Here is a 20,446-nt window from a genome sequence, read left to right on the forward strand (position 1 = left end):
CTCCATGTCCAAACGCTCCATTTTAGTACTATATATCCTATTTGGGATTCTTACGCTAGTCGTGTTCGACTACTTTTTAACTACTAATATTGAAAACAAAGAGGTCTTTATTCAACTCCAAAGAGCAGAAGGAATTGTTTTTCTTTTATCAATAGGCTTGATTTTATTTCTTTATTTGGCTAAAAGAGAAAAATTCAAGCAATTAAAAGAAGAGGAACAGCGTCGTCGCACGCTCATTAATTCAATGGTAGACTTCGTTAACTTCAAGGATGGAGATGGCCGATGGCTTGAATCCAACACCTTTGGTCTGCAATTATTTCAATTGGAACATGTAGACTATAAGGGGAAAAAAGACAGTGAGCTCGCAGAATACTCCGAATTTTATAAAGAGTCGTTAATCTACTGTGAAATTTCAGATGAAGAAACGTGGATAAAAAAGGAGATTACGCGGTGTGAGGAAATCATCCCGCTACCCAACGGCAATCATAAGACCTTTGATACCATCAAAGTTCCTTTGTTCTTTGAAGATGGTTCCCGAAAAGGATTAGTGGTCATTGGCAGGGATATTTCTGAAAGAGTTGTCGCAGAAAATCAATTATTTGAGAGTGAACAGCGCTATAAATCATTGTTCGAACACAACCCTTATCCGATGCTGATGCTTGATTTAACCGGAATAATTACCACCGTCAATCCAAGGTTTGAAACAGTTACAGGCTTTCATCAAGAAGAAATCCAAGGTGCCTCTTTTATTGAGTTAAACTTTTCCGCAGAAGATGAAGAACTGATTCGTACATCCTGTCAATACGTCGTCGAAAACCAAAAGGGGATAAAAAAAGGAAAAGATATAGAGTTTCTCACGAAATACGGGGAGTCTCTTTTACTTTCATGTACATTTGTCCCGATGCTTATTGGAAATGAATTAGTCGGAATTATTACCTATGCTAAAGATGTAACTCAAATCCGAGAAACGGAAGCACGCTTAAGAAGAACCGAAAAGTTGTCAATAGTCGGTGAACTTGCTGCCAGTGTAGCACACGAAGTACGTAACCCATTAACTTCTTTAAAAGGATTCGTCCAGTTACTTAAAAAGAGCGACCACCCCTTTGAACAATACTACACTATTATGCTCAGTGAATTAGACCGAATCAATCTGATTGTAAGCGAATTACTTGTTCTTGCAAAACCTCAGGAACTCCCATTCAGTAAACACCAAATTATTGGACTGATGGATGAAGTCAAAACCTTGCTTAAACCAGAGGCAGACTCATATTCTACAAAAATATCGATAGATGTAAAAAATGAAATCCCGCTTCTTTCATGTGAGGCAAATCAGCTCAAACAAGTTTTTATAAACATGATTAAGAACTCTATGGAGGCCTCCGCCGATCACATTTGGATTGATTTCGAGCAAATAGACAATACCCTTTCCATAACCATCAGGGATAATGGAAGTGGAATCGAAAAAAATCGTTTGAAACATCTAGGAGAACCTTTTTATTCATCTAAAGAAAGAGGAACGGGTCTAGGATTGACCGTTAGCTGCCGAATTATTGAGGCGCACAGAGGAAAGGTTCGTTTTAACAGCGAGCTAAATCATGGAACCGAAGTCAAAATTGTTTTACCAATATAAATTTCAGGACAAGCCTATTAAATCTTGTCCTTTTTTTGTAGTCTAAAAAAAGACCCCTTCAAATTTTTTGAAACAGTCCCTTGGTAATATTAAAAAAGAGAGAGAACGAATTTCTTTATTTTCCCCAAAAATGAGATGGATTCTGTTGATTGATTATCCATCGGCATCATCTGGCTACCTCTGTTATTGGATTTAAGGTTTTCCGATTTACTAGATGTACTCATTTGTTTTGCTCCAACTACTGCCTCTTTTTCAGTTTTGGCATCATCTACAGTTTCTTCCTCATCCATGTCTACATCGATATCTTTATCGAAAACAAGGACGTAGGTACGTCGTGCTCCATCTTTTGAGACTGTAACTGAAATTGCAGTCTTAGCTTTATTCTTAATCGTTACGGTTTTACTGCTTTCACCGTCATATTTTATCGTAGCTCCACTTGCGCTAGCTATAGCTTCAATTTGGACTGAGGTAATATCCTTATCGACTTCGATATGATATGTATGCTCATCAGAATCAAAAGATTTGTTCCACGTTCCTTTTGATACTGTCAAAGTGTTCAACACTGGTGTGGTATTGCCTTCCTCACCTACGGACCCAGCTGAAATTGCCTTTTTAACAGAATCCGATAAGGGTTTTTGTGTGGAAATGCTTGCAATCTGCTGTGCTTTAGGTGCTTGGCTACTTAGCACTTGACCTTTGGATAAATCCGAAGGAGTTGATGATGGTTTGTCACCGTTATCGGAGGAAGGTTGAGTTTTACTTGTTCCCGTTGAAGATTCCTTTTTAGCTTCATCTCCTTTAGAGGTATCCTTATCTTCGGTTCTCTTTGCTTTAGCTGCAGCCCTTGTAATCGTAAGCGTGTATGTTTTTTTATCTCCATTTTCTGCTGCAACGACAATCTTCACCGTTGTCTTACCAACTGGAAGGTTCACCTTTACTCCTTTACTCGTTGCATCTATTCCAATTACGTTTACCCTTGCAGTACTGTCACTCACTGTTGGAGCCACCGTAATGGTATTGACTTTATTCGCCAAAGAAACCTTATAAGCTGTTACAGACGCATCAAATGTTAAAGAACCTTTTGATAATCCAATCGCAGTTAAAAGGTTGTCATCGCTTTCCGATTTATCAACCTGGATGGTATAGGTAGTCGTTTCATTTATCCCATCACTGACCGTGATCGTGAACGTATTCTTACCAGTTTGAAGAGAAAAAACCTCAGCCTTCCCATTTGTCAGTTGTATACCATTCACTGATACGGTAGCAGTCTCACTAGAACTCTCAGCAAGTAAGCTGATTTTTTCAACATTCTTCCCTACTGTTGCACTATACTCTAAAACATCAGCAGAAAACTGTTGATTCAATGTTATACCATCTATTTCGAGCTTAGATAGAGTATTTACCGTTTGGGCCTCTCCCTGTGTGACCGCTGTATCCTCCGTAGCCTCTGCTGTAGGCATATAAGTGAACGTTCCCATTCCCACAAGAGAACCGACCAAGATCACCTTCACACCTTTTTCTTTAAACCTTTTCTTTAACAACGCCTATCCCCCCTATTATTCCTGCAAATGTGGTAGGGTCAGGTTAACAAAGAAACCTTAATTATTTCTTAATGTGGGAACGACTAAATGGATGACATTTCCTGACGGATCCTTTGTTACAACAGCTTCTTTCTCCTGGTTTATAAATGATCCTAATTGCTGTAATCGCTCTACTGTGTTTTTTCGTGCCTCTTCACTTGGTAAAATAAGCGTGAACGATTTCAGTCCTACACTTGTTGCCTCCGGTGCAGGAGCCCCGACTCCATTCCATGTATTAAGGCCAATGTGATGATGGTAGTTGCCTGTAGAGACAAATAGGGCTTGCCCTCCATATCGTACAACAATTTCAAAGCCTAGTCCTTTTGTATAAAACTCTTCGGTAGCACCAATGTCTGCTACGTGTAAATGAATGTGGCCCATTACGGTTTCACTTGGCAGACCTGCCCAAGGTGATTCATCATTTTCTGCTAATAGTCCTTCTGCATCAAGGGCCTCCGTACCCATTTCGACTTGCCCATTCTGCCACTTCCAGGTTTCTTCCGGCCTATCACAATAAATTTCAATTCCATTTCCGTCAGGGTCCCCTAAATAAATGGCCTCACTTACATAGTGATCCGAAGCTCCTTGCAGCGGATATCGACATTGAATCAAGTGCAGTAATATCTTAGCCAAATCAGCTCTGCATGGTACTAAAAGCGCAAAATGATATAAACCAGTCGTCCTCAATTGCTTCGGTGTTACACCATCTGGTTGTTCCAAAATCAGTAGTGGCGTCTTCCCATCTGCTGTTAACACTGCTTTATCAGCAGATTGCTCAAGTACTTCGAATCCAATAATCTCCTTATAAAATTTTAAACTACGCGATAAATCCTCTATAATGATATGTACATAGCCGACATAGGTGTTGGGATAACTTTGAAATTTCATTTTCTGTCCTCTTTTCATTTTAGTTACGTTAAGTGGTAAATTTATTATAGGTATTTTATCTCTTTCTAGTATTTCTTAATTTCCTTATATAAGTATTTTTTTTTTCACTGTTTTTTCACATTTTTATTTTATACTGAGCTTGCATAATCTTATGAAAGGGTGATGACGCACCAATATGAAGAATTATTTATGGCTGGTTATCAGCCTATTCAGTTTGCTTTTATATCCAGTAACGGCTTCTGGTCACGCTTCTGTTATAAGTTCTAATCCTAGTCCAAATGAAGCAATGGATACTCTTCCTGAAAAGATCAGCATTCAATTCAGTGAGAATATACAACCAGCTTTCCATTCACTTGAGGTATTCAGCCAAGATGGGGACAAAATACAAATTCAAGACAGTACAATCTCGGAACAAAGTGAAAAAATACTGGAAGCTAAGTGGAAAGGCACTCTCGATGAAGGAATTTACAACATAAAATGGAGAGTGGTTTCGAGTGATGGCCACCCCATTGAAGGGACAATCCCCTTTCAATTCGGAGATTCAGCGGGCCTATCAGACCAAGAAAATCCCGAAATGAATGCAGGTTTTCCGAATTCCATCAACGTTTTCCTGCAAAGTCTTCAATACATATCTTTTGCAGCCCTTACCGGAATCCTTTTTTTCCAATTATCGTTAATGAAGGATTCTCGCCTTTTTGAAGCCAGCAGAAGAGCCCGTCTATACCTTTGGCTTTCATATGCAGGTTTAGCATTTTCCATCTTCTTCAGTCTGCCTTTAAAGGTGACGATTGACGCTGGCGTAGGTTGGACTGATGCATTTAATGTGAGTTATATAAAAGAAGTATTGAATGCTACAAACTTTGGAGCCATCTGGATCGTTGAAATTCTAATATTGCTCTTTCTATTTTTAGTGATTTATTTCATGCTAGAGAACTCCCTGAATAAATCACTACCCTATCTTTCTTTCATCATAATAGTCAGCTTGATGGTTTGTAAGGCTTCAATTGGACATACGGCAGCTGTTCCTAATCAGGTTCTGGCCGTTTTGATGGATATCCTCCATTTATTGTCCATGGCTTTATGGTTGGGCGGCCTTATGGCCTTATTGGTGATATTGCCTGGGCTTGCTGATCGGCAGACAGAAGATAAGAAAACATTTTACTGGTCAATCATTCAAAGGTTTTCCAGATGGGCATTTCTGTTTGTAATCATACTGATCGTTAGCGGGATATATAGCAGCTTACAGCATGTACCGACTATCCATTCATTGTTAAAAACAACATATGGACAATTGTTACTTGCGAAAGTTGGTCTCATGTTAGTCATGATTGTTTTAGGAGCATTTCATTTTTTCAGGGGGAAAAAGAAAGAAAAAAAACTTGGTTATAGTGTGGGAATAGAGTTTGGTGTAGGAATCGTCGTTCTCCTTGTAGCCGCTCTATTAACAAATGTCCAAACGGCCATGTCTTCTCCAGGACCAATTGAGAAAACTTTGATGACTGCAGAAAATAATGAGGTTACGTTAATGGTAACTCCCAATGAAGTCGGTGAAAACAGAATCCAAGTAAACATATCCAATGATGAAGGCATGCCTTATACCGAAGTTGAACAGCTTACAATCATAATGGAGCCTGTAGATACCGGCGGAGGAGAAATAAAACTTCAACTTCAGGGAGAAAATACAGGTACGTTTACATCCAAGTCGATTCTAACCATGTCAGGAAAGTGGAAGATTCAGGTCCATGGATTAACTGAAAGTCTAGATTCAATTGATGCCGATTTTACAATATTAGTAGGAAATTCATAACAGAAGGGATTTATTTAAATGAAAAACATTTCAAAGCTTCTTATCTCTACATTTGCTGCACTATTCATTTTTTCTGGTTCAGCGAATGCACACGTTACTGTTAAGCCTAGTTCATCTGCACCTGAGGCTTGGGAAACCTATACACTTAAAGTACCCGTTGAAAAAGAAACTGCCACCACCAAGGTGACTTTAAAGATACCGAAAGGCATTACTTTTGAAAGCTACCAGCCTGTACCAGGGTGGAAAGTAACAACTGAAGGTAACAAAGAAGGTCATGTAAAAACGGTAACATGGGAAGCGACCGATGAAGGAATTGCCGCTGGACAATTCCAGCAATTTTTATTCGTTGCCCAAAACCCTAAAGAAGAAACAAATGTAGCTTGGGATGCCTTTCAATATTATGAAGATGGTGAAATTGTTGAATGGAGTGGAGATGAAAGCTCCAACCTACCGCATTCTGTAACTGAGATTTCGGTAGCTTCCAAAGCTAATACAGGATCTGAGGGCCATAGCCATGCAGAAAAAAGTGATCACGCAGCTTCAAATTCAGCCGACAGTTCAAAGGATTCTGCAAAAGCAGAAGATGATAACAATGAAACACTGATCATTACTCTTGCAGGGATATCTTTGATTCTCTCTATTGTAGCCCTTTTAGCAGCCATTAGGAAAAGTAAAAAATAATCTTTTAGGTGTCCCAAAATTTCTTGGGACACCTTTTTTATTTTTAATATTCCATGACCACCGTTTTACTTGGTAACTGAAGATTTTCTGATTCTATGGTAATCTTAATGGATTTTTCAACTCTTTGTTCCGCTATTGTTAAGTTTAGTAGCCCATTCCCCTGGGCTCTTTTGCTTATTCCCAGATCTTCTGTACTTTTCACTAACTGTGCATATAATTCCGCTTCAGTTAGCTTACGGCCAAATTCCTTTTCAGCAATCACTTTCAAAAGAGCTGCCGCACCGCTTACATGAGGCGTTGCCATAGACGTTCCGCTCAGCCTAGCATATCTATTTCCTGGATACGTAGAGAGAATATCAACTCCTGGCGCTACCAGGTCAATTTCATCATTTGTATTTGAAAAATCCGCCAAATTTCTGCTTAAATCCACGGCTCCGACTTCCACTACCTCGGGATATGCCCCTGGGTAATCCAATTCATCCGTTTCATCACGCCCATCCCCACTATTTCCAGCTGCACATACAACAAGGATATCTTTCTGAAGCGCTCTTTGAATAAGCTTATGTTCCGCCTCATCTGGAGGACCACCGAGGGAAAGTGAAATAACTGAAACCTTTTCTTCATTAGGCCCCTGCCAATTAATCGCATACTCTAAAGCTCCATTAATCCAATTTATATCGCCTTGTCCTTTTCCATTTAAGGCTTTCAACGCTAAAATACTTGCTTTCGGAGCCACTCCAACTACTCCAACTTTATTAAGGGCAGCCAAAACCGTACCGCTGACATGTGTTCCATGCCCGTTATCATCTTGATAATCCCCGGTATTGGTAAAATCCTTTCCACCAATAATTCTTTCTTTGAGGTCTGGATGCTCTTTATCAATGCCTGTATCGATGACAGCAACGACCACGCCTTCACCATAATTGCTCTTTTCCCAAATTGCCGGGGCTTTCACAAGCTCTACACCCTCAGGAATTTTTTCTTTAACCGTGTCCATTACTTCAAGAACTTTGTAAGGTATTAATCTTTTTTCTTTTGTCATTTGATTACCCCTTCCTTCGTTCAATAAGTTAAACTGCCATCAGTGGGGGATCTTCTATCCCGTCTGGTTGCCGTCTACCGTTGAAAGAGATGAGATCAAAAAACTCTTCTCTCTTATATATACCAGATTTTTGAAAATAAAAAAGGAGTATTCGGAAAATTCCGTCTAAATTACTACTTTTTATTTCTTCTTCTTGTCATTATCTGGTACCCCCATTATAGAACAAACGTTCCTGTAATACTATAGTATTTTTTTTATTTATGAAATCATTCTATTTTTCCATGTTAGATTTCAAAAAAAAGAAGCGACTCCGAATCGAGTCAGCCTCCCTTAAATGAACTTAAGCTGCACCGCAGCATTTTTTGTATTTTTTCCCGCTGCCACATAGACATGGCTCATTTCTTCCGATGACTGGTTCTGTATGAACATGTGGCATTTTAGCCGCTTTTGCACTCTCCATGATAATTTGTGAGCCTTTTTCCTTCATTTGCTGATAGCGCTTCTTAAACAGTTCCATTACGTCTTTACTGTACTTTAACGTGTCTTCAGCAATATCCATCGCCTTTTGCTTGGAAATATTATAATCCTCTAGGACGAATTGATTATCTCGGAATGAAACCCGAACTCCAAAATGCTGTCCGGCCTGACTGGTGGTCTTGCGCTCCTCCACGAATTCAAGGTACACTTCCTGGCAATCACAGGTCTGATGCATGCAATAATAATCATATATCCAATACGTTTTATCTTCATACTTACTCTTTAAAGCAATTCCATCCTCAACGCCAAAAACATCCAAATATTTAATCGCTTTTCCATCTAGAATCTCAAATGGATCAATCGTTCTCATCTATAGACACATCCTAATTCATCAAAATTTATTCACCCTATGTATTGTACAACCTAAAACCTCAATCGTCACTTGAAACGAAGCATAAGAAAGCCAAAATCCTATATGGTAAAAACCTATTAAAGAAATCTTATCGAACAAAAAAACAGCTGCCGCAGTGTGTTTATACTGATGCAACTGCTCCTATATTTACTTCCCATTAATTTTTCATTCGATCCAAGTAGTCAATTCATCAATCGGTGTTTTTTTAGCCGGTTTTGGCTCCATATCGGGATAACCCAAGTAAATGAATGCTAGTATTTCTCCTTTTGAGGATAAGTTGAAAAATTCCCGAACCTTCGTATTATAGGTGATTTTGCCAGTTCTCCATACTGCCCCAAGACCTAGAGAATGTGCGGCAAGAAGCATATTCTGAACGGCACTGTTCACTGCTGCATATTCTTCGGATACTAAGACATTATTCTTATCACTAGGTTCAATACCTACTGCAATAATGACCGGAGCTCTTAGTGGATTCTTTTTTTGTCTTTCCATCTTACTTATTAAACTCTCCGGGGTATCATCTGCATTTTCAATTCTTGTTATCTCTTCAAAGACCTGCCCTAGTTTATTTCTTCCTTCTCCTGTTAGTACAAAAAAACGCCAAGGCTCTGTTCGATGATGATTAGGTGCATACGTTCCAGCTTCAATTATTTGTTCAATCAATTCTTTTGGTACCGGATCTTGTTTAACAACCCCAATACTTCTTCTCGTTTTTATAGCTTCAATAGTTTCCATGTAATCTCTCCTTATCCCTTTATCTCTAAAAGTTTCTGCTTTAGTTCATTCTCCATCGCAGCCAGTTCCTGTTCAGCATGTCGACGTTTATGCCTGCCTTCTTCTTGAATTCGCATTGTTTCTTCAAGCGTGGAAATTAAATTAGCTTGGGTGTTCTTTAATGTTTCAATGTCGACAAGCCCTCGCTCATTTTCCTTAGCCGTTTCAATGGTATTTATTTTCAGCATTTCCGAGTTTTTTAATAGCAAATCATTTGTCGTTTTGGAAACCTGCTTTTGTGCCTCCACAGCATGACGCTGCCTGATCAAGGTCAATGCAATTGCAACCTGATTTTTCCAAAGTGGAATGGCCGTCATGATTGAAGATTGGATTTTCTCGACAAGCGCCTGATTTGTGTTTTGTATCAGCCTAATTTGCGGGGCGCTTTGAATGGTGATTTCACGACTCAATTTCAAATCATACAGCCTTTTATCTAATCTTTCAGCAAATTGGCGCATATCATTGACTTCTTGAAACTTCATTTGATCATTGCTTAATTCCGCAGATTTCTTTAGCTCTGGAATTGTTTTCTCATGAATTTCTTCAAGTTTAATTTCCCCCGCTGCAATGTAGACATTTAACGCTTGAAAATATTCCTTATTCGTTTCATAAAGCTTTTCAAGGATTACGATATCCGATAGCAGGATATTCTTGCTCCGATCGAGTTTTACACTGATTCGATCAATTTGAGCCCCTGTTTTTTGATACTTAGAAAGTACTTCCTGTACAGATCCCGTCAACTTCCCGAACATACGCGCAAAAAACGAGGGCTTATCCGGTTTAAGCTCATCCGGGCTCAGATCATTTAACTTCTTCATTAAATCACTGATAATGTCGCCCACTTCACCTACATCCTTTTTTTGTACATGCTCAAGCATCGAATTCGAAAAGGTTAAGAGTTTTGATTGAGCGGGTGTACCATAGGAAATCATTGCCTGGTGATTTGTTGGGTCAATTTGTTCAGCAAGCTGGTAGGCCTTTGCCCGGTTTTCTTCCGGAATGACATCAATCAGTTTGACCGGCTTTGCTTCCTGGGGAGAAAGCTTCTCCAACTGCTGCACCTCGTCAAATGGATTGGCTAAAAGATCATCAATTAAATTGGCGTTAGTCGTATTATTTAACAGGTTTGGATCATTATTATTCATTTTAACCTCCTGCTTTCATCGATTACTTGTGACTCTTTTCTAGTTTTAATGGTTTGCTTCGCAACGTCCAATTCAAAGTTGAGGTTATCTATATCATCGGCAATCACTTTATATAAATCCTTTTCTATAGTTTTAGTAAGATCCTTTAAAGTTTTACGTGTTTCTGTTAAAGATAGTTCGAGCTCCTTAGTCTTTCTGGGCTGCTGAGATAAAAAAACATATTTCTCTGCCAACTCCGTGGCTGAATCCAGATGGGAATAATAAAATTGTTCCGCCTGGTAAAAGCGCTTTGGTTCTTTTTTGGTAAGACTATATATTTTCCTGATCATCTTTATCATATCCTTCCTCTGTTTAAAAGAAGAGATATGCCTGACCGAAATTAGTGCCTTTTGCACTCGCCATATTTTCGGTTTTGCTTCACTTAAATTTTTCTTTATATATTGATATTCTTTTCTTGTCAATTCATGTTTTTTGAGGAATCGTGAGGAAAAGTAGACGGAACTTAGCCAGTATGCGAGGCCCCCTCCAACTAAGGAAAAGACAACAGAAAGAACAAACGATTGATTCAATGCAAAATAGCTAATCAGCCAAACCGGCAAAACCATTGGAAATGCAATTAATATTGGAACAACATCGGCAAGAAAGCGATTCATTTTCACTACACTCCTGACTTACACTCTTTTCTATATATACGATTATCACAGTAATTGGTTTCAAGATGGAAGAAAATTTTCTCCTACTTAAACGATATAGGAACAGGATGGTTTCTGCAAATTTAGCGATGAATTTATATTTTCATTGGAAAATGCCCCCTCTTCATTATACTCTTTTTAGGCTATCGCCTTGCCACTTTACTAGAACTCACATAAGTTATAGGGTATCTATCCCGTTTGCAAAGGAGAGCTAACTATGAATTCACACGGTTTTTATCCTTTTCCACAACAAAATGGAAATCATCAGTACATTCAGGCTAATTTCAACCCATACTTCCAACAACCCGAACGATATGAATATGTACCACAGCAAGATTGGAATTTTCAGCAGATTCAAGACGATCCATATAACCATTTGCCCGAGGAGTTTGATTTTGAAAGACAACCGCCGCAAACTCAACAAATTGAAAGAAGAGTTCGGGAGCTTGAGCGTCAAAATGAGCAACAAACGAGAGAAATCAATCGACTGAACCAAGAGATTACGCGGGTGAATCGAGAAGTGAACCGTGTTAACCAGGAAATAACTAGGCTAAGCCAAAATGATCAGCGTCATACGAACAGATTGAACAGACTTAATCAAAGACTGCGGGCCGTGGAAAGGAACTTGAGCATCCCATTCTCCGCTACAGATGATGGCTTTTAGGAAAAAAACAGCAGGAGCTCATTATGGGCCTCTGCTGTTTTTTTACGTTTTCACTAGCTCTTTCATCAAAAGAACATGGAATTAATCAAACGATTGATTAAGAGGTATAAAGCTTAACAAAACGGTCATTTCGGGTTGCCTTAACTGATTTGCCAGTTCTCCAAACAATCATCCGTTTCGCTTAATAGTCTGTATACTACTTCTTCTAGGGATATGTTGTAATAGCCTTATTCCCCGAAGCTTTCGGCCGCTTCCTTGAGGGTACCTGTGATTCATGACGCCATATTGCAGAACACCGATTCGGTCACAGAGTTTCATGATTTCGCTCATGTCATATGTAATGTACACCATTGTTCTTCCTTGCTGGGCCGTCTTTTTTCAACAATGATTAATTTCCAGTTTGGTTTTGCAGTAGCTCTTCTGCCTCTTTTTGATCAACCTCCAAACTTGGTCATAATCCCGTTCAAATGTGGACTATCTGTAAGCTGTTCGATGACCAACTTTGTTTCAACCGTAGGATCATCTTTACTATCGCTACTTTAAATGGCTGTACTCGGCTCTCTTCTTTCAAAAAGTAGTTTCCAATGACTGCTGCGCCCAATAAAAAGAAAATAGGAGTCAGCCATTCCTTCGGCTGCCTTCCTATTTTCTAATAGCACCTTCAAATAAAAGGAAGTAAAAACCAACGTGTTTCTCATGTAAAACACACCCTACCTAAAACTTATCATCCGAATGTTTGTCTTCAAATTGATAATAACCGTCATAACTAGCTTCATCGTTAATATCGAACTGATACCTATCTTCCGGAATGAGCCCATATTTGACACCAAGCTCCATTAAATTCGTTCCTACTTCTTCCTGAATTTTATACATCTTATTTTCAGAAATGTTCACTACGCTTAACCCTTCACCAGAATCAAGCTCCAAATCTGGCAAATCGGCTTTATCCTTTAGCTTCGTCTTAGAATCTAGCTTGACTGTAACCGTTCCTGAATCCAAATCACCCTCTAGACCAAGCTTTACTTCAAATTTCCTATTGGAATAGTCTTTCTTTAGGTTAAGATCGCTCGCTTGTTTAATTGTTCCTTTAAAGGCAGAAGGCATATCAGATAAATCACCACCGGCGAAGTTCAGGTTAAAATTCCTAATGATGTTCTGCTTACCACCGTTTTCTCCGTTAATATCACTCTTCATCGCAAACTTGATTTCCTCACTCTCCCCGTACTCTTCATACATAAAGGAAGCCTTAAGATTTTCAGCCCGCGTATCTTTATTAACAGCCACATCATTTGTAACTTGGAACATAACCTGGGAATCCTCATCTTTTTCAGGAGATAATGCAACGCTAAATTCTTCAAATATCTGATCATTCCCATAAGGAATATTTTTACTGTTCACTTTCATATTGACCTGATCTGAGTTTCCTCCTACCGCCATTGTTACTTTACGGTCGATAACTTGCTCACTCTTGTTAATTAGTAATGTAGAAGAAAACCCATTTGGAAAACTAATATCCTTCATTTCATTCTTTGCATCTTTTAACCCATTAATTAATTGTCGTTTCATTTCTTTTGTATCAAGTACCTCTACGTCATCTGCCATCGCATTAGCCTTCGCCACTTTTTGTGCTCGATTAACTATCATGCTATGAAGCTTATTATCTTCAATTAATTGATCCATAAAATCATTTACAAGGTTTTTAGTTTCCGAGGCAGATAACTTAAGAGTCACTTCCCTTAACTTCATCGTCTCGCCTTCATGCTTATATTCCACGCCTTTTTGTACCTTAAAGTTCTCACCCTCTAATCGGTCCAATAAGAATAACCCATACCGTTTTTGAATATATTTCTGTTCTTTCTCCGTTAATTTCAGGTCCTGCCATTTAAGATCCGATACTTCTAAGGTTTCAGGCCCCTCATATAAGGGATCAATCATACGCATGAACTCACCATATTCAACAAAATTCAAATAAAAGAATTTTTCATATAACTCCGGAACCTTCAAACCGAGTTTATCCTTACTTTGGAACATTTCAATTTCCAAAGCATTCTCCTTTTCGACATTCAAGGCTAATTTGTAGTGACCTTGTTTGCTTATAGGATCCTGTTCAGTATTGGCTGTAAAAGATATATGGCTCAATAATTCTTGAATCATTTCAAAGTCTGGATTATTTCCTAATGAATCCATTTCGACACTTCCACTAAGGGTCATATCTGAACTAGAAGGTTGCTTCATCATTTTCTCTTGGAATTCAATTGAATTGCCATACTTATTGGTCCATTCCTCTTTGTAATTCTGATACGTTTTGTATTCAGACAGAAGATACAGCTCTTTCGGGGATTTATGAATAATAGCTGCAACTGCACTGGTAATGATGATAAATGCTAATACTGCCGTAATAATTAACGTTTTTTTCTTGAATAGCTTTTTTGAGGGCTTTTCCTCGATTTGTTCTTGCCTCAATTCAGAAGTAGCCATTTCCTCTTCTGTTTTTTGGTCTTCACCTACAGAAGCGCCACATGATAGGCAAAGTTTAGAATCCTCACTCACCGTCTTACCACATGATTTACAATTTTTCATTTATTAGGACTCTCTCCCTTTTCCTACTCACTTAACACATAAACTCCTATAAATTTAGTACTTTTTCATCATAAATAATTCATTTCAATAATTACACATTTTAGGTAAATAACGACGGAAATAACGAGAACTATTATTACCCATATTATTAAATTATTGTTAATTAATATCCATATTCTAAATTTCTAAAAATAACTCTCAAATTCATGTTCGGAAATCTATGCCTTCTCACCTCATCTGTTCAAATATCATGAATAGCCGTTGAACAATAAATCACCTCCATCCTTTACTTGTTATTACATTAAATACTCCTCGAAACAGGTATCTAATAATATCAAGGAGCGAGTTTCCCTGCGCCCTCTGTATAAGTATGTAAATACCCCATGAAATTATCACTTAAGAATTTTTATTAAAGCCTCCCATGATCCTCATTTCTCACTCCGCTCAAAAAGAATGTTTAACCATTTATTTTCGGAAATATTACAAATTTAAACCAGAAACAAAAAAAGAACAGGAGCCATTCTTGCACTCCCGTTCTTTCTCGATCATCTCATAAAATGATTTAACTTTTCATTTCTTGCATCTTGTTCTTCCTTAGAAGCCAAATCGTACTTCTTTAAAAGATGAAACAATTCGTTCAGTGTTTCCTGCGAATTTTCGTTTTCTAGAAAGCGGCCCAATTTCTTACCTAAGTCCTTTGGTAAAAATCTCATTTGACTCTCTAATTTCAATCTGACATCTTGCTGGGAATGATTTAGATTGCATGTACCCATTTATAAATCACCTCTTACTCTATTCTAAGATAAATCTTACCTTTTTACCTCTTCTTCCTGCTTAAAGTAATTCTCTGACTTAATAAACTCTGGAGAGGTATGAGTGGCCATGATACCATGATAGCTGATATCCAGGCCTAGCTCTTCTTCTTCATCCGTAGACCGAATTGGTACCCAAATATTGATGACTTTAAAAACCATCCATGTTAATACAAATCCCCAAATACACAATACCATTAATCCCAACGCTTGAACCCTAAGTAAATGCCATCCTCCACCTGTAAATAGACCACCTTCTGTAGCAAAAAGACCTACAGCTATTGTTCCCCACATACCAGAAGCCGCATGGACAGGAAAGGCCCCCACTGGATCGTCAATCTTACGGGCTTCTAACCAGTTAGTCGCTGCTATCATAAGCATTCCGGAAACTGCCCCAATTAGGATCGCAGCAATATCACTAACGAAAGCGCAGCCAGCAGTAATGCCAACAAGTCCTGCTAGTGAACCATTGATGACGGACGGAGCATCTGATCGTCCATAGCGAAATAACGTATAAAGCATAGTACCTGCACCACCTGATGCAGCTGAGAGCATCGTGACAATGGCAATATGTCCGATACGACCATCTGTAGCCTGCAGAGTACTTCCTGCATTAAACCCAAACCAGCCGAACCATAAGAGGAACGCTCCAACCGATGCCAACGGGAGATTACTAGGCAGGGAAATAGAACTAGGTCCCTCTGACGGAAATTTTCCCACTCTCGGACCAATCACCATGGCTGCTGCCAGTGCAGAAAAACCACCTAGTGCATGAATGACCGCTGAGCCTGCAAAATCCCGCATCCCTAACTCACTTAGCCAGCCGCCGCCCCATACCCAGTGACCGGCAATCGGATAGATAAACGCCGTCATCATGACCACATAGATAAGGTACGCGCGAAAATTAATCCTTTCCGCAACGGCTCCGGAAACGATGGAGATTACCGCAATTACAAACGCCCCTTGAAATAGCCAAAATGCATCTATTGAAATGGTCAAATCGATGTGCGACAAATCACCTTTCAGCATAAAACCACTCGTCCCGATACTCCCTATTAAATCCGTCCCATACATTAACCCAAAACCTAATACGAAATAACAAAGCGTACCAATCGTAATATCAGCAAAAACCTTCATAATGATGTTCACATTATTCTTAGTACGAACAAACCCTGCCTCTAATAAGGCAAAGCCGCCCTCCATTAATAGAATCATGGCTGCTGTCAGAACAACCCAGATTGTATCCAATCCAGCATTTAACGTTTCTAATGTCATATTGGTAGTCCCTCCACTTTCCGCCAAGCCTTTATATCTTCTATGATGGTAGGTGGCAATATTATTTCGCGTTTTTCCGGGTCTGCTTCCAGTAAGCCCATCGCCTCATTTATAATAGCGACCTTTTGTTTTATACTCTCAATTTTGATATATCTTTCTTTAACATTCACCAAATGCTCTACAGCCTGATGATGGCTCGGAGCCCGTCCCGTAAAAAACCGTTTAAATGGGGATAGCGATTGATACCACGCTTCCTCTGCTCTTCGTTTTTGCTCGTATTTATGTATCCTATTTTTCATTGATTCAATCTCCGACTCTTGTTTGCTCTTGATTCCTTGCAGAACTTTCATTACTTCTTCCAACGAAATTTGAAAAACCACTCTATTATACAAATCGTCTAAAACCACCATCATGTTATATCACCTCACGTTATAACGTTAGCTTTAATATGATTATATGTATAATTCTGAATTGAGTCAACTTTTTAAAAATTTTAAAACACTATGGCAGTTTTTAAATTAGAGTGAATAATTGAATCGTACAATGCACTTATTTGTTTAAATAGCTGACTCCCTTACATACAAAAAAAGCTAGCTATCTCCCCATATTTATTACTATTCCAGCTATTAATCAATCGTTTGATTAAATATAGATAAGCGCAATTCCCCTTAAATAATCGAACTCAGTCCCTTTACTTTTTTACACATAAAAACTGCTCAGTTCCCCCGGCACACCCTCAGTTTAAATATACCAACCATCACTTGACGAAACAGAGTGGCAGTTAACTTTCATGAAAACAAACTGTTTCCATCAGACGCTAAAGCCACATCCGCCGTATACTGATAACTGGTTCTTCAGTAATCCGGGTTACTTGTTCAAAAGAAGTATCAGCCAATCGGCGTTTGCTACCTTTTTATACTGAAGAAGCAAAACTAAACCCCCTCAATAAAATACTTTGAATCGGAAACAAATTATTTTATAAACCTTATCAAGTTTCATCCTCAAGGCCATGCGATTTTTAAGCAAACAAGGGATTGAAATCACTATTTTTCACAATCTAGAGAATTTTGGTAGGTATATAAAAATTGATGTTTCCTTATTCTAAAAAGGCAGTTAAAAACCAAGGAGGTAACACCCATGACAGTAATCAGTGATGTTAAAACGACTTTAGCAGGACTAAAAAGTGCTCAAGCAAGCTTCGAGACCTTCGCCCTTTCAACGGACAACGAGCAAGCCAAACAACTTTATCAACAAGCTGCTCAACAAACACAATCGATTGTTGACAGCGTTTCTCCTCGTATTGATCAGATTGAGCAAGAAGAACCACAATATAAGCAATAAGTAATCATATAAAAAGGTTGGTTGAGGCAACCAACCTTTTTTATATCTTTAATTTGAGGAGGCAATTCCTTGAAATACAAAATGAAGACATTAAAAACATTCCTTTTTTTAATAACTGTTATCGGGTTTGTCTCAGGATGTTCCGGAAATTCGAATCAAATAGATAATAATAAAAACTTGAATATTTCGAAGGTACATACTAGCAGTCCAATAAAGCAATCCGTGGCCAATCAAGCTAAAGATAGGCTATTAGCAGAGGAAGAGGTTTCGGATGTAAAAGCCGTAAATAGCGATAAGGAATTGTTAGTGGCAGTCAAAGTAGATAATTTTGATCGTTTCCGTTTAAAGAGCGTTAAAAAACAAGCACAATCAGACTTAGAAAACATGTTCCCAGATTATAAAATTCTTATCTCAACTGACCAAAAGATGTTTTTAGAACTTGACCAGTTGGAACAAAAGCTCGAAAAAGATAAGACTAAGATGGACTCACTGAAAAAAGACTTCAAAGAAATCAAAAGTTTAATGAAGGAACAGACGTAGATGGAAGAGGTGATACAAGCATGTCAAATAATAAAAAGAAAAAATTAACCCCTGTCCAACAAGAATATCAACAACTTCAAACCCAACTGGAAACAAAAAGACCAGTACTACTAAATTGCATTAAAGCTTTTATAACAGGTGGAATCATTTGCCTTATCGGGCAGTTTATTCAAAATATTTATATTCATTACTTTGATTTCACAGATCAAACGGCTGGGAACCCCACTGCAGGAACGCTAATTTTCATTGCTATGCTTCTTACTGGATTTGGAGTGTATGACCGAATCGCTCAATTTGGGGGAGCTGGATCTGCAGTACCGCTTACAGGATTCGGGAATGCTGTCATATCAGCCGCTATTGAACATCGAACAGAAGGATTTGTTTTAGGAGTTGGTGGTAATATGTTTAAATTGGCAGGCTCCGTCATCTTATTCGGCGTTTTTTCCGCTTTTATTGTTGCTCTGATTAAAACAATTCTTATTCAATGGGGTGGTTTATAATGCTGACGGGTCATCGTACATGGGTTTTCGATCAAAAACCTGTCATACTCTCCACAGGAACTGTCGGGGGACCATTTGAAGCTGAAGGATTACTTGCAGATGATTTTGATTTACTTCATTCCGATTTATGGATAAATCAAGATTCCTATGAAAAGGCTCACAAAGTCCTCATAGAAGAAGCAAGTACAAAAGCAATCGAAAAGGCTGGCCTTCAAAAAGATCAGATTCAGTTTTTCCTTGGCGGCGACCTCATTAATCAAATAACACCTACAAGTTTTGCCTGTCGAACTTTGGGTACACCCTATCTTGGCTTGTTTGGAGCGTGTTCTACCTCTATGGAAGGACTTGCTCTCGGCGCTTACCTTGTTAACACCAAAGGAGCGGATTATCTGTTAACAGGTGCTTCTAGTCATAACACCGCTGTTGAAAAGCAGTTCCGTTACCCAACTGAATACGGCGGTCAAAAGCCTCCCACTGCCCAATGGACCGTTACGGGTGCAGGAGTTGCCTTATTAAGTAGTTCCGGAAAAGGCCCTCGAGTTACTTCAGCCACAATCGGCCGGGTCATTGACATGGGATTGACCGATCCATTTAATATGGGAGGAGCCATGGCTCCAGCAGCTGTCGATACAATTGAGACCCATCTAAGAGAACGAAACATCGACCCTTCCTATTATGATTTGATTGTAACTGGAGATTTAGGAAAGATTGGGCAAAAAGCTTCATTAGAATTATTTAAAAAACATGGAACCCCTATACGTGAAGAACAGTATAAGGATTGCGGATTAATGATTTATAGAGAGGGGCAACCAGTTTTATCCGGAGCCAGTGGACCAGGATGTTCAGCAACGGTTGTATATGGGCATTTATTAAACCGCATGAAAAAGGGAGATTTCAAACGTATGTTAGTCGTAGCTACCGGCGCATTATTATCTCCTCTATCCTTTCAGCAAAGCGAGACGATTCCATGTATCGCCCATGCCGTTTCGATTGAATATGGTGGTGAATAGCAATGATGATTTATTTTTGGGCTTTTGTTGTAGGAGGCTTTATTTGTGTAATCGGGCAAATAATGTTTGATGTATTCAAGCTAACACCCGCCCATACATTAAGTACCTTTGTTGTCGTAGGTGCTCTTTTAGATGGGTTTGGTTTATACGAACCATTTATTGATTTTGCAGGTGCAGGCGCAACGATCCCCATTACAAGTTTCGGGAATTCGCTTGTGCATGGGGCAATGGCCGAGGCAGAAAAGCATGGCTTAATTGGTGTAATTTCAGGAATGTTTGAAGTAACTAGTGCCGGGATATCAGCAGCAATTATTTTCGGAATGATAGGAGCTATTATTTTTAAACCAAAAGGATAAGGAGAATATAGGATGACTATTGCATCTGAAGTGAAACAATGTGTCGCCAGCCTTAAGGGTGTAGAAGCTGGTTTATCTAGCCTTGCACTCCGAACTCAAGATGATGAATCGAAACGTATCCTGCATGAAACGATGATGGTAGTGAATGAAGTGATGAAGGATGTACACAAGCGAGTTGGAGAATTAGAACGAGAGGAACCACAATATAAGGGTTTTTGATTAAACCTATGATTTGCAGGA

Annotated in this window: 22 protein-coding genes; 10 read left to right on the plus strand and 12 right to left on the minus strand. The window is 38.9% G+C overall.

Translation table 11 applies throughout. The features are described 5' to 3' along the window. The first annotated feature begins 4 nt into the window (after nt 1-4). Entirely contained in the window at nt 5-1,630 is a 1,626-nt protein-coding gene (locus tag JFU50_RS07700; RefSeq protein WP_201222326.1) for a PAS domain-containing sensor histidine kinase, read from the plus strand. 89 nt (nt 1,631-1,719) lie between these two features. On the opposite strand, the gene JFU50_RS07705 is transcribed toward JFU50_RS07700, so the two are convergent. Both JFU50_RS07705 and JFU50_RS07710 read right to left on the minus strand, forming a co-directional pair. Then, nucleotides 1,720-3,171, minus strand: coding sequence for a cadherin-like beta sandwich domain-containing protein (locus JFU50_RS07705; protein WP_201222327.1), 1,452 nt, complete (start codon nt 3,169-3,171; stop codon nt 1,720-1,722). A gap of 57 nt (nt 3,172-3,228) precedes the next feature. After that, nucleotides 3,229-4,098: a VOC family protein gene (locus JFU50_RS07710; protein WP_201222329.1), complete on the minus strand. Its 870-nt coding sequence runs from the start codon at nt 4,096-4,098 to the stop codon at nt 3,229-3,231. Nucleotides 4,099-4,273: 175 nt separating this feature from the next. Between JFU50_RS07710 and JFU50_RS07715 the strand changes: the two genes are divergently transcribed. Together JFU50_RS07715 and JFU50_RS07720 are read left to right on the plus strand one after the other, a co-directional pair. Further along, complete coding sequence (locus JFU50_RS07715) at nt 4,274-5,905, plus strand: copper resistance protein CopC (protein WP_201222331.1); 1,632 nt, start codon at nt 4,274-4,276, stop codon at nt 5,903-5,905. An 18-nt stretch (nt 5,906-5,923) separates the two neighbouring features. Beyond that, complete coding sequence (locus JFU50_RS07720; protein WP_201222333.1) at nt 5,924-6,586, plus strand: YcnI family copper-binding membrane protein; 663 nt, start codon at nt 5,924-5,926, stop codon at nt 6,584-6,586. Between the two features lie 43 nt (nt 6,587-6,629). On the opposite strand, the gene JFU50_RS07725 is transcribed toward JFU50_RS07720, so the two are convergent. From JFU50_RS07725 to JFU50_RS07745, 5 genes are all read right to left on the minus strand, one after another. Beyond that, nucleotides 6,630-7,628 (minus strand): S8 family peptidase, encoded by a 999-nt coding sequence (locus JFU50_RS07725; protein WP_201183201.1) that lies wholly within the window; start codon nt 7,626-7,628, stop codon nt 6,630-6,632. Between the two features lie 340 nt (nt 7,629-7,968). Next, the gene (locus JFU50_RS07730) at nt 7,969-8,475 is read right to left on the minus strand and encodes an SEC-C metal-binding domain-containing protein (protein WP_201183203.1); all 507 of its coding nucleotides are present in this window, start codon (nt 8,473-8,475) and stop codon (nt 7,969-7,971) included. Nucleotides 8,476-8,682: 207 nt separating this feature from the next. Then, a complete protein-coding gene (locus JFU50_RS07735; RefSeq protein ID WP_057218282.1) occupies nt 8,683-9,252 on the minus strand; it encodes a nitroreductase family protein in 570 nt (189 codons plus the stop codon). Between the two features lie 11 nt (nt 9,253-9,263). Further along, nucleotides 9,264-10,436 (minus strand): toxic anion resistance protein, encoded by a 1,173-nt coding sequence (locus JFU50_RS07740; protein WP_201183205.1) that lies wholly within the window; start codon nt 10,434-10,436, stop codon nt 9,264-9,266. After that, nucleotides 10,433-11,089 carry a 5-bromo-4-chloroindolyl phosphate hydrolysis family protein gene (locus JFU50_RS07745; RefSeq protein WP_201222335.1) on the minus strand — a complete coding sequence of 219 codons (657 nt, stop codon included), beginning with the start codon at nt 11,087-11,089 and terminating at the stop codon, nt 10,433-10,435. The genes JFU50_RS07740 and JFU50_RS07745 overlap by 4 nt, the downstream gene beginning before the upstream one ends. Before the next feature lie 256 nt (nt 11,090-11,345). Here JFU50_RS07745 and JFU50_RS07750 point away from each other — a divergent pair, with 256 nt between their 5' ends. Then, nucleotides 11,346-11,792, plus strand: a complete 447-nt coding sequence (locus JFU50_RS07750) for a hypothetical protein (protein WP_207196240.1) — start codon at nt 11,346-11,348, stop codon at nt 11,790-11,792. 539 nt (nt 11,793-12,331) lie between these two features. On the opposite strand, the gene JFU50_RS07755 is transcribed toward JFU50_RS07750, so the two are convergent. The 5 genes from JFU50_RS07755 to JFU50_RS07775 all read right to left on the minus strand — a co-directional run bounded on the left by JFU50_RS07755 (nt 12,332) and on the right by JFU50_RS07775 (nt 16,872). Beyond that, a complete protein-coding gene (locus JFU50_RS07755) occupies nt 12,332-12,490 on the minus strand; it encodes a hypothetical protein (protein WP_201183209.1) in 159 nt (52 codons plus the stop codon). Nucleotides 12,491-12,506: 16 nt separating this feature from the next. Next, a complete protein-coding gene (locus JFU50_RS07760; protein ID WP_201222337.1) occupies nt 12,507-14,372 on the minus strand; it encodes a DUF6583 family protein in 1,866 nt (621 codons plus the stop codon). Nucleotides 14,373-14,917: 545 nt separating this feature from the next. Beyond that, nucleotides 14,918-15,145: a group-specific protein gene (locus tag JFU50_RS07765; protein WP_201183213.1), complete on the minus strand. Its 228-nt coding sequence runs from the start codon at nt 15,143-15,145 to the stop codon at nt 14,918-14,920. Nucleotides 15,146-15,181: 36 nt separating this feature from the next. Further along, the gene (locus JFU50_RS07770; protein WP_201183215.1) at nt 15,182-16,459 is read right to left on the minus strand and encodes an ammonium transporter; all 1,278 of its coding nucleotides are present in this window, start codon (nt 16,457-16,459) and stop codon (nt 15,182-15,184) included. Beyond that, nucleotides 16,456-16,872, minus strand: a complete 417-nt coding sequence (locus JFU50_RS07775; RefSeq protein WP_201183216.1) for a hypothetical protein — start codon at nt 16,870-16,872, stop codon at nt 16,456-16,458. Before JFU50_RS07775 ends, JFU50_RS07770 begins: the two co-directional genes overlap by 4 nt. Nucleotides 16,873-17,596: 724 nt before the next feature. Here JFU50_RS07775 and JFU50_RS07780 point away from each other — a divergent pair. The 6 genes from JFU50_RS07780 (at nt 17,597) to JFU50_RS07805 (ending at nt 20,425) form a co-directional block, all read left to right on the plus strand. Then, nucleotides 17,597-17,800 carry a DUF1657 domain-containing protein gene (locus JFU50_RS07780; RefSeq protein WP_053344237.1) on the plus strand — a complete coding sequence of 68 codons (204 nt, stop codon included), beginning with the start codon at nt 17,597-17,599 and terminating at the stop codon, nt 17,798-17,800. A gap of 69 nt (nt 17,801-17,869) precedes the next feature. Continuing rightward, entirely contained in the window at nt 17,870-18,340 is a 471-nt protein-coding gene (locus tag JFU50_RS07785; protein ID WP_201183218.1) for a YhcN/YlaJ family sporulation lipoprotein, read from the plus strand. A 20-nt stretch (nt 18,341-18,360) separates the two neighbouring features. After that, the gene (gene spoVAC / locus JFU50_RS07790) at nt 18,361-18,840 is read left to right on the plus strand and encodes a stage V sporulation protein AC (RefSeq protein ID WP_201183220.1); all 480 of its coding nucleotides are present in this window, start codon (nt 18,361-18,363) and stop codon (nt 18,838-18,840) included. Beyond that, the gene (gene spoVAD / locus JFU50_RS07795; RefSeq protein WP_053344234.1) at nt 18,840-19,850 is read left to right on the plus strand and encodes a stage V sporulation protein AD; all 1,011 of its coding nucleotides are present in this window, start codon (nt 18,840-18,842) and stop codon (nt 19,848-19,850) included. The genes spoVAC and spoVAD overlap by 1 nt, the downstream gene beginning before the upstream one ends. A gap of 5 nt (nt 19,851-19,855) precedes the next feature. Further along, the gene (spoVAE, locus tag JFU50_RS07800; RefSeq protein WP_053347930.1) at nt 19,856-20,206 is read left to right on the plus strand and encodes a stage V sporulation protein AE; all 351 of its coding nucleotides are present in this window, start codon (nt 19,856-19,858) and stop codon (nt 20,204-20,206) included. A 12-nt stretch (nt 20,207-20,218) separates the two neighbouring features. Next, nucleotides 20,219-20,425 carry a DUF1657 domain-containing protein gene (locus tag JFU50_RS07805; protein ID WP_053344233.1) on the plus strand — a complete coding sequence of 69 codons (207 nt, stop codon included), beginning with the start codon at nt 20,219-20,221 and terminating at the stop codon, nt 20,423-20,425. Nucleotides 20,426-20,446: the final 21 nt, after the last annotated feature.

The organism is Peribacillus sp. TH14 (genome assembly GCF_016651145.1).
In the GTDB taxonomy this organism is placed as follows: Bacteria; Bacillota; Bacilli; order Bacillales; family DSM-1321; genus Peribacillus; species Peribacillus butanolivorans.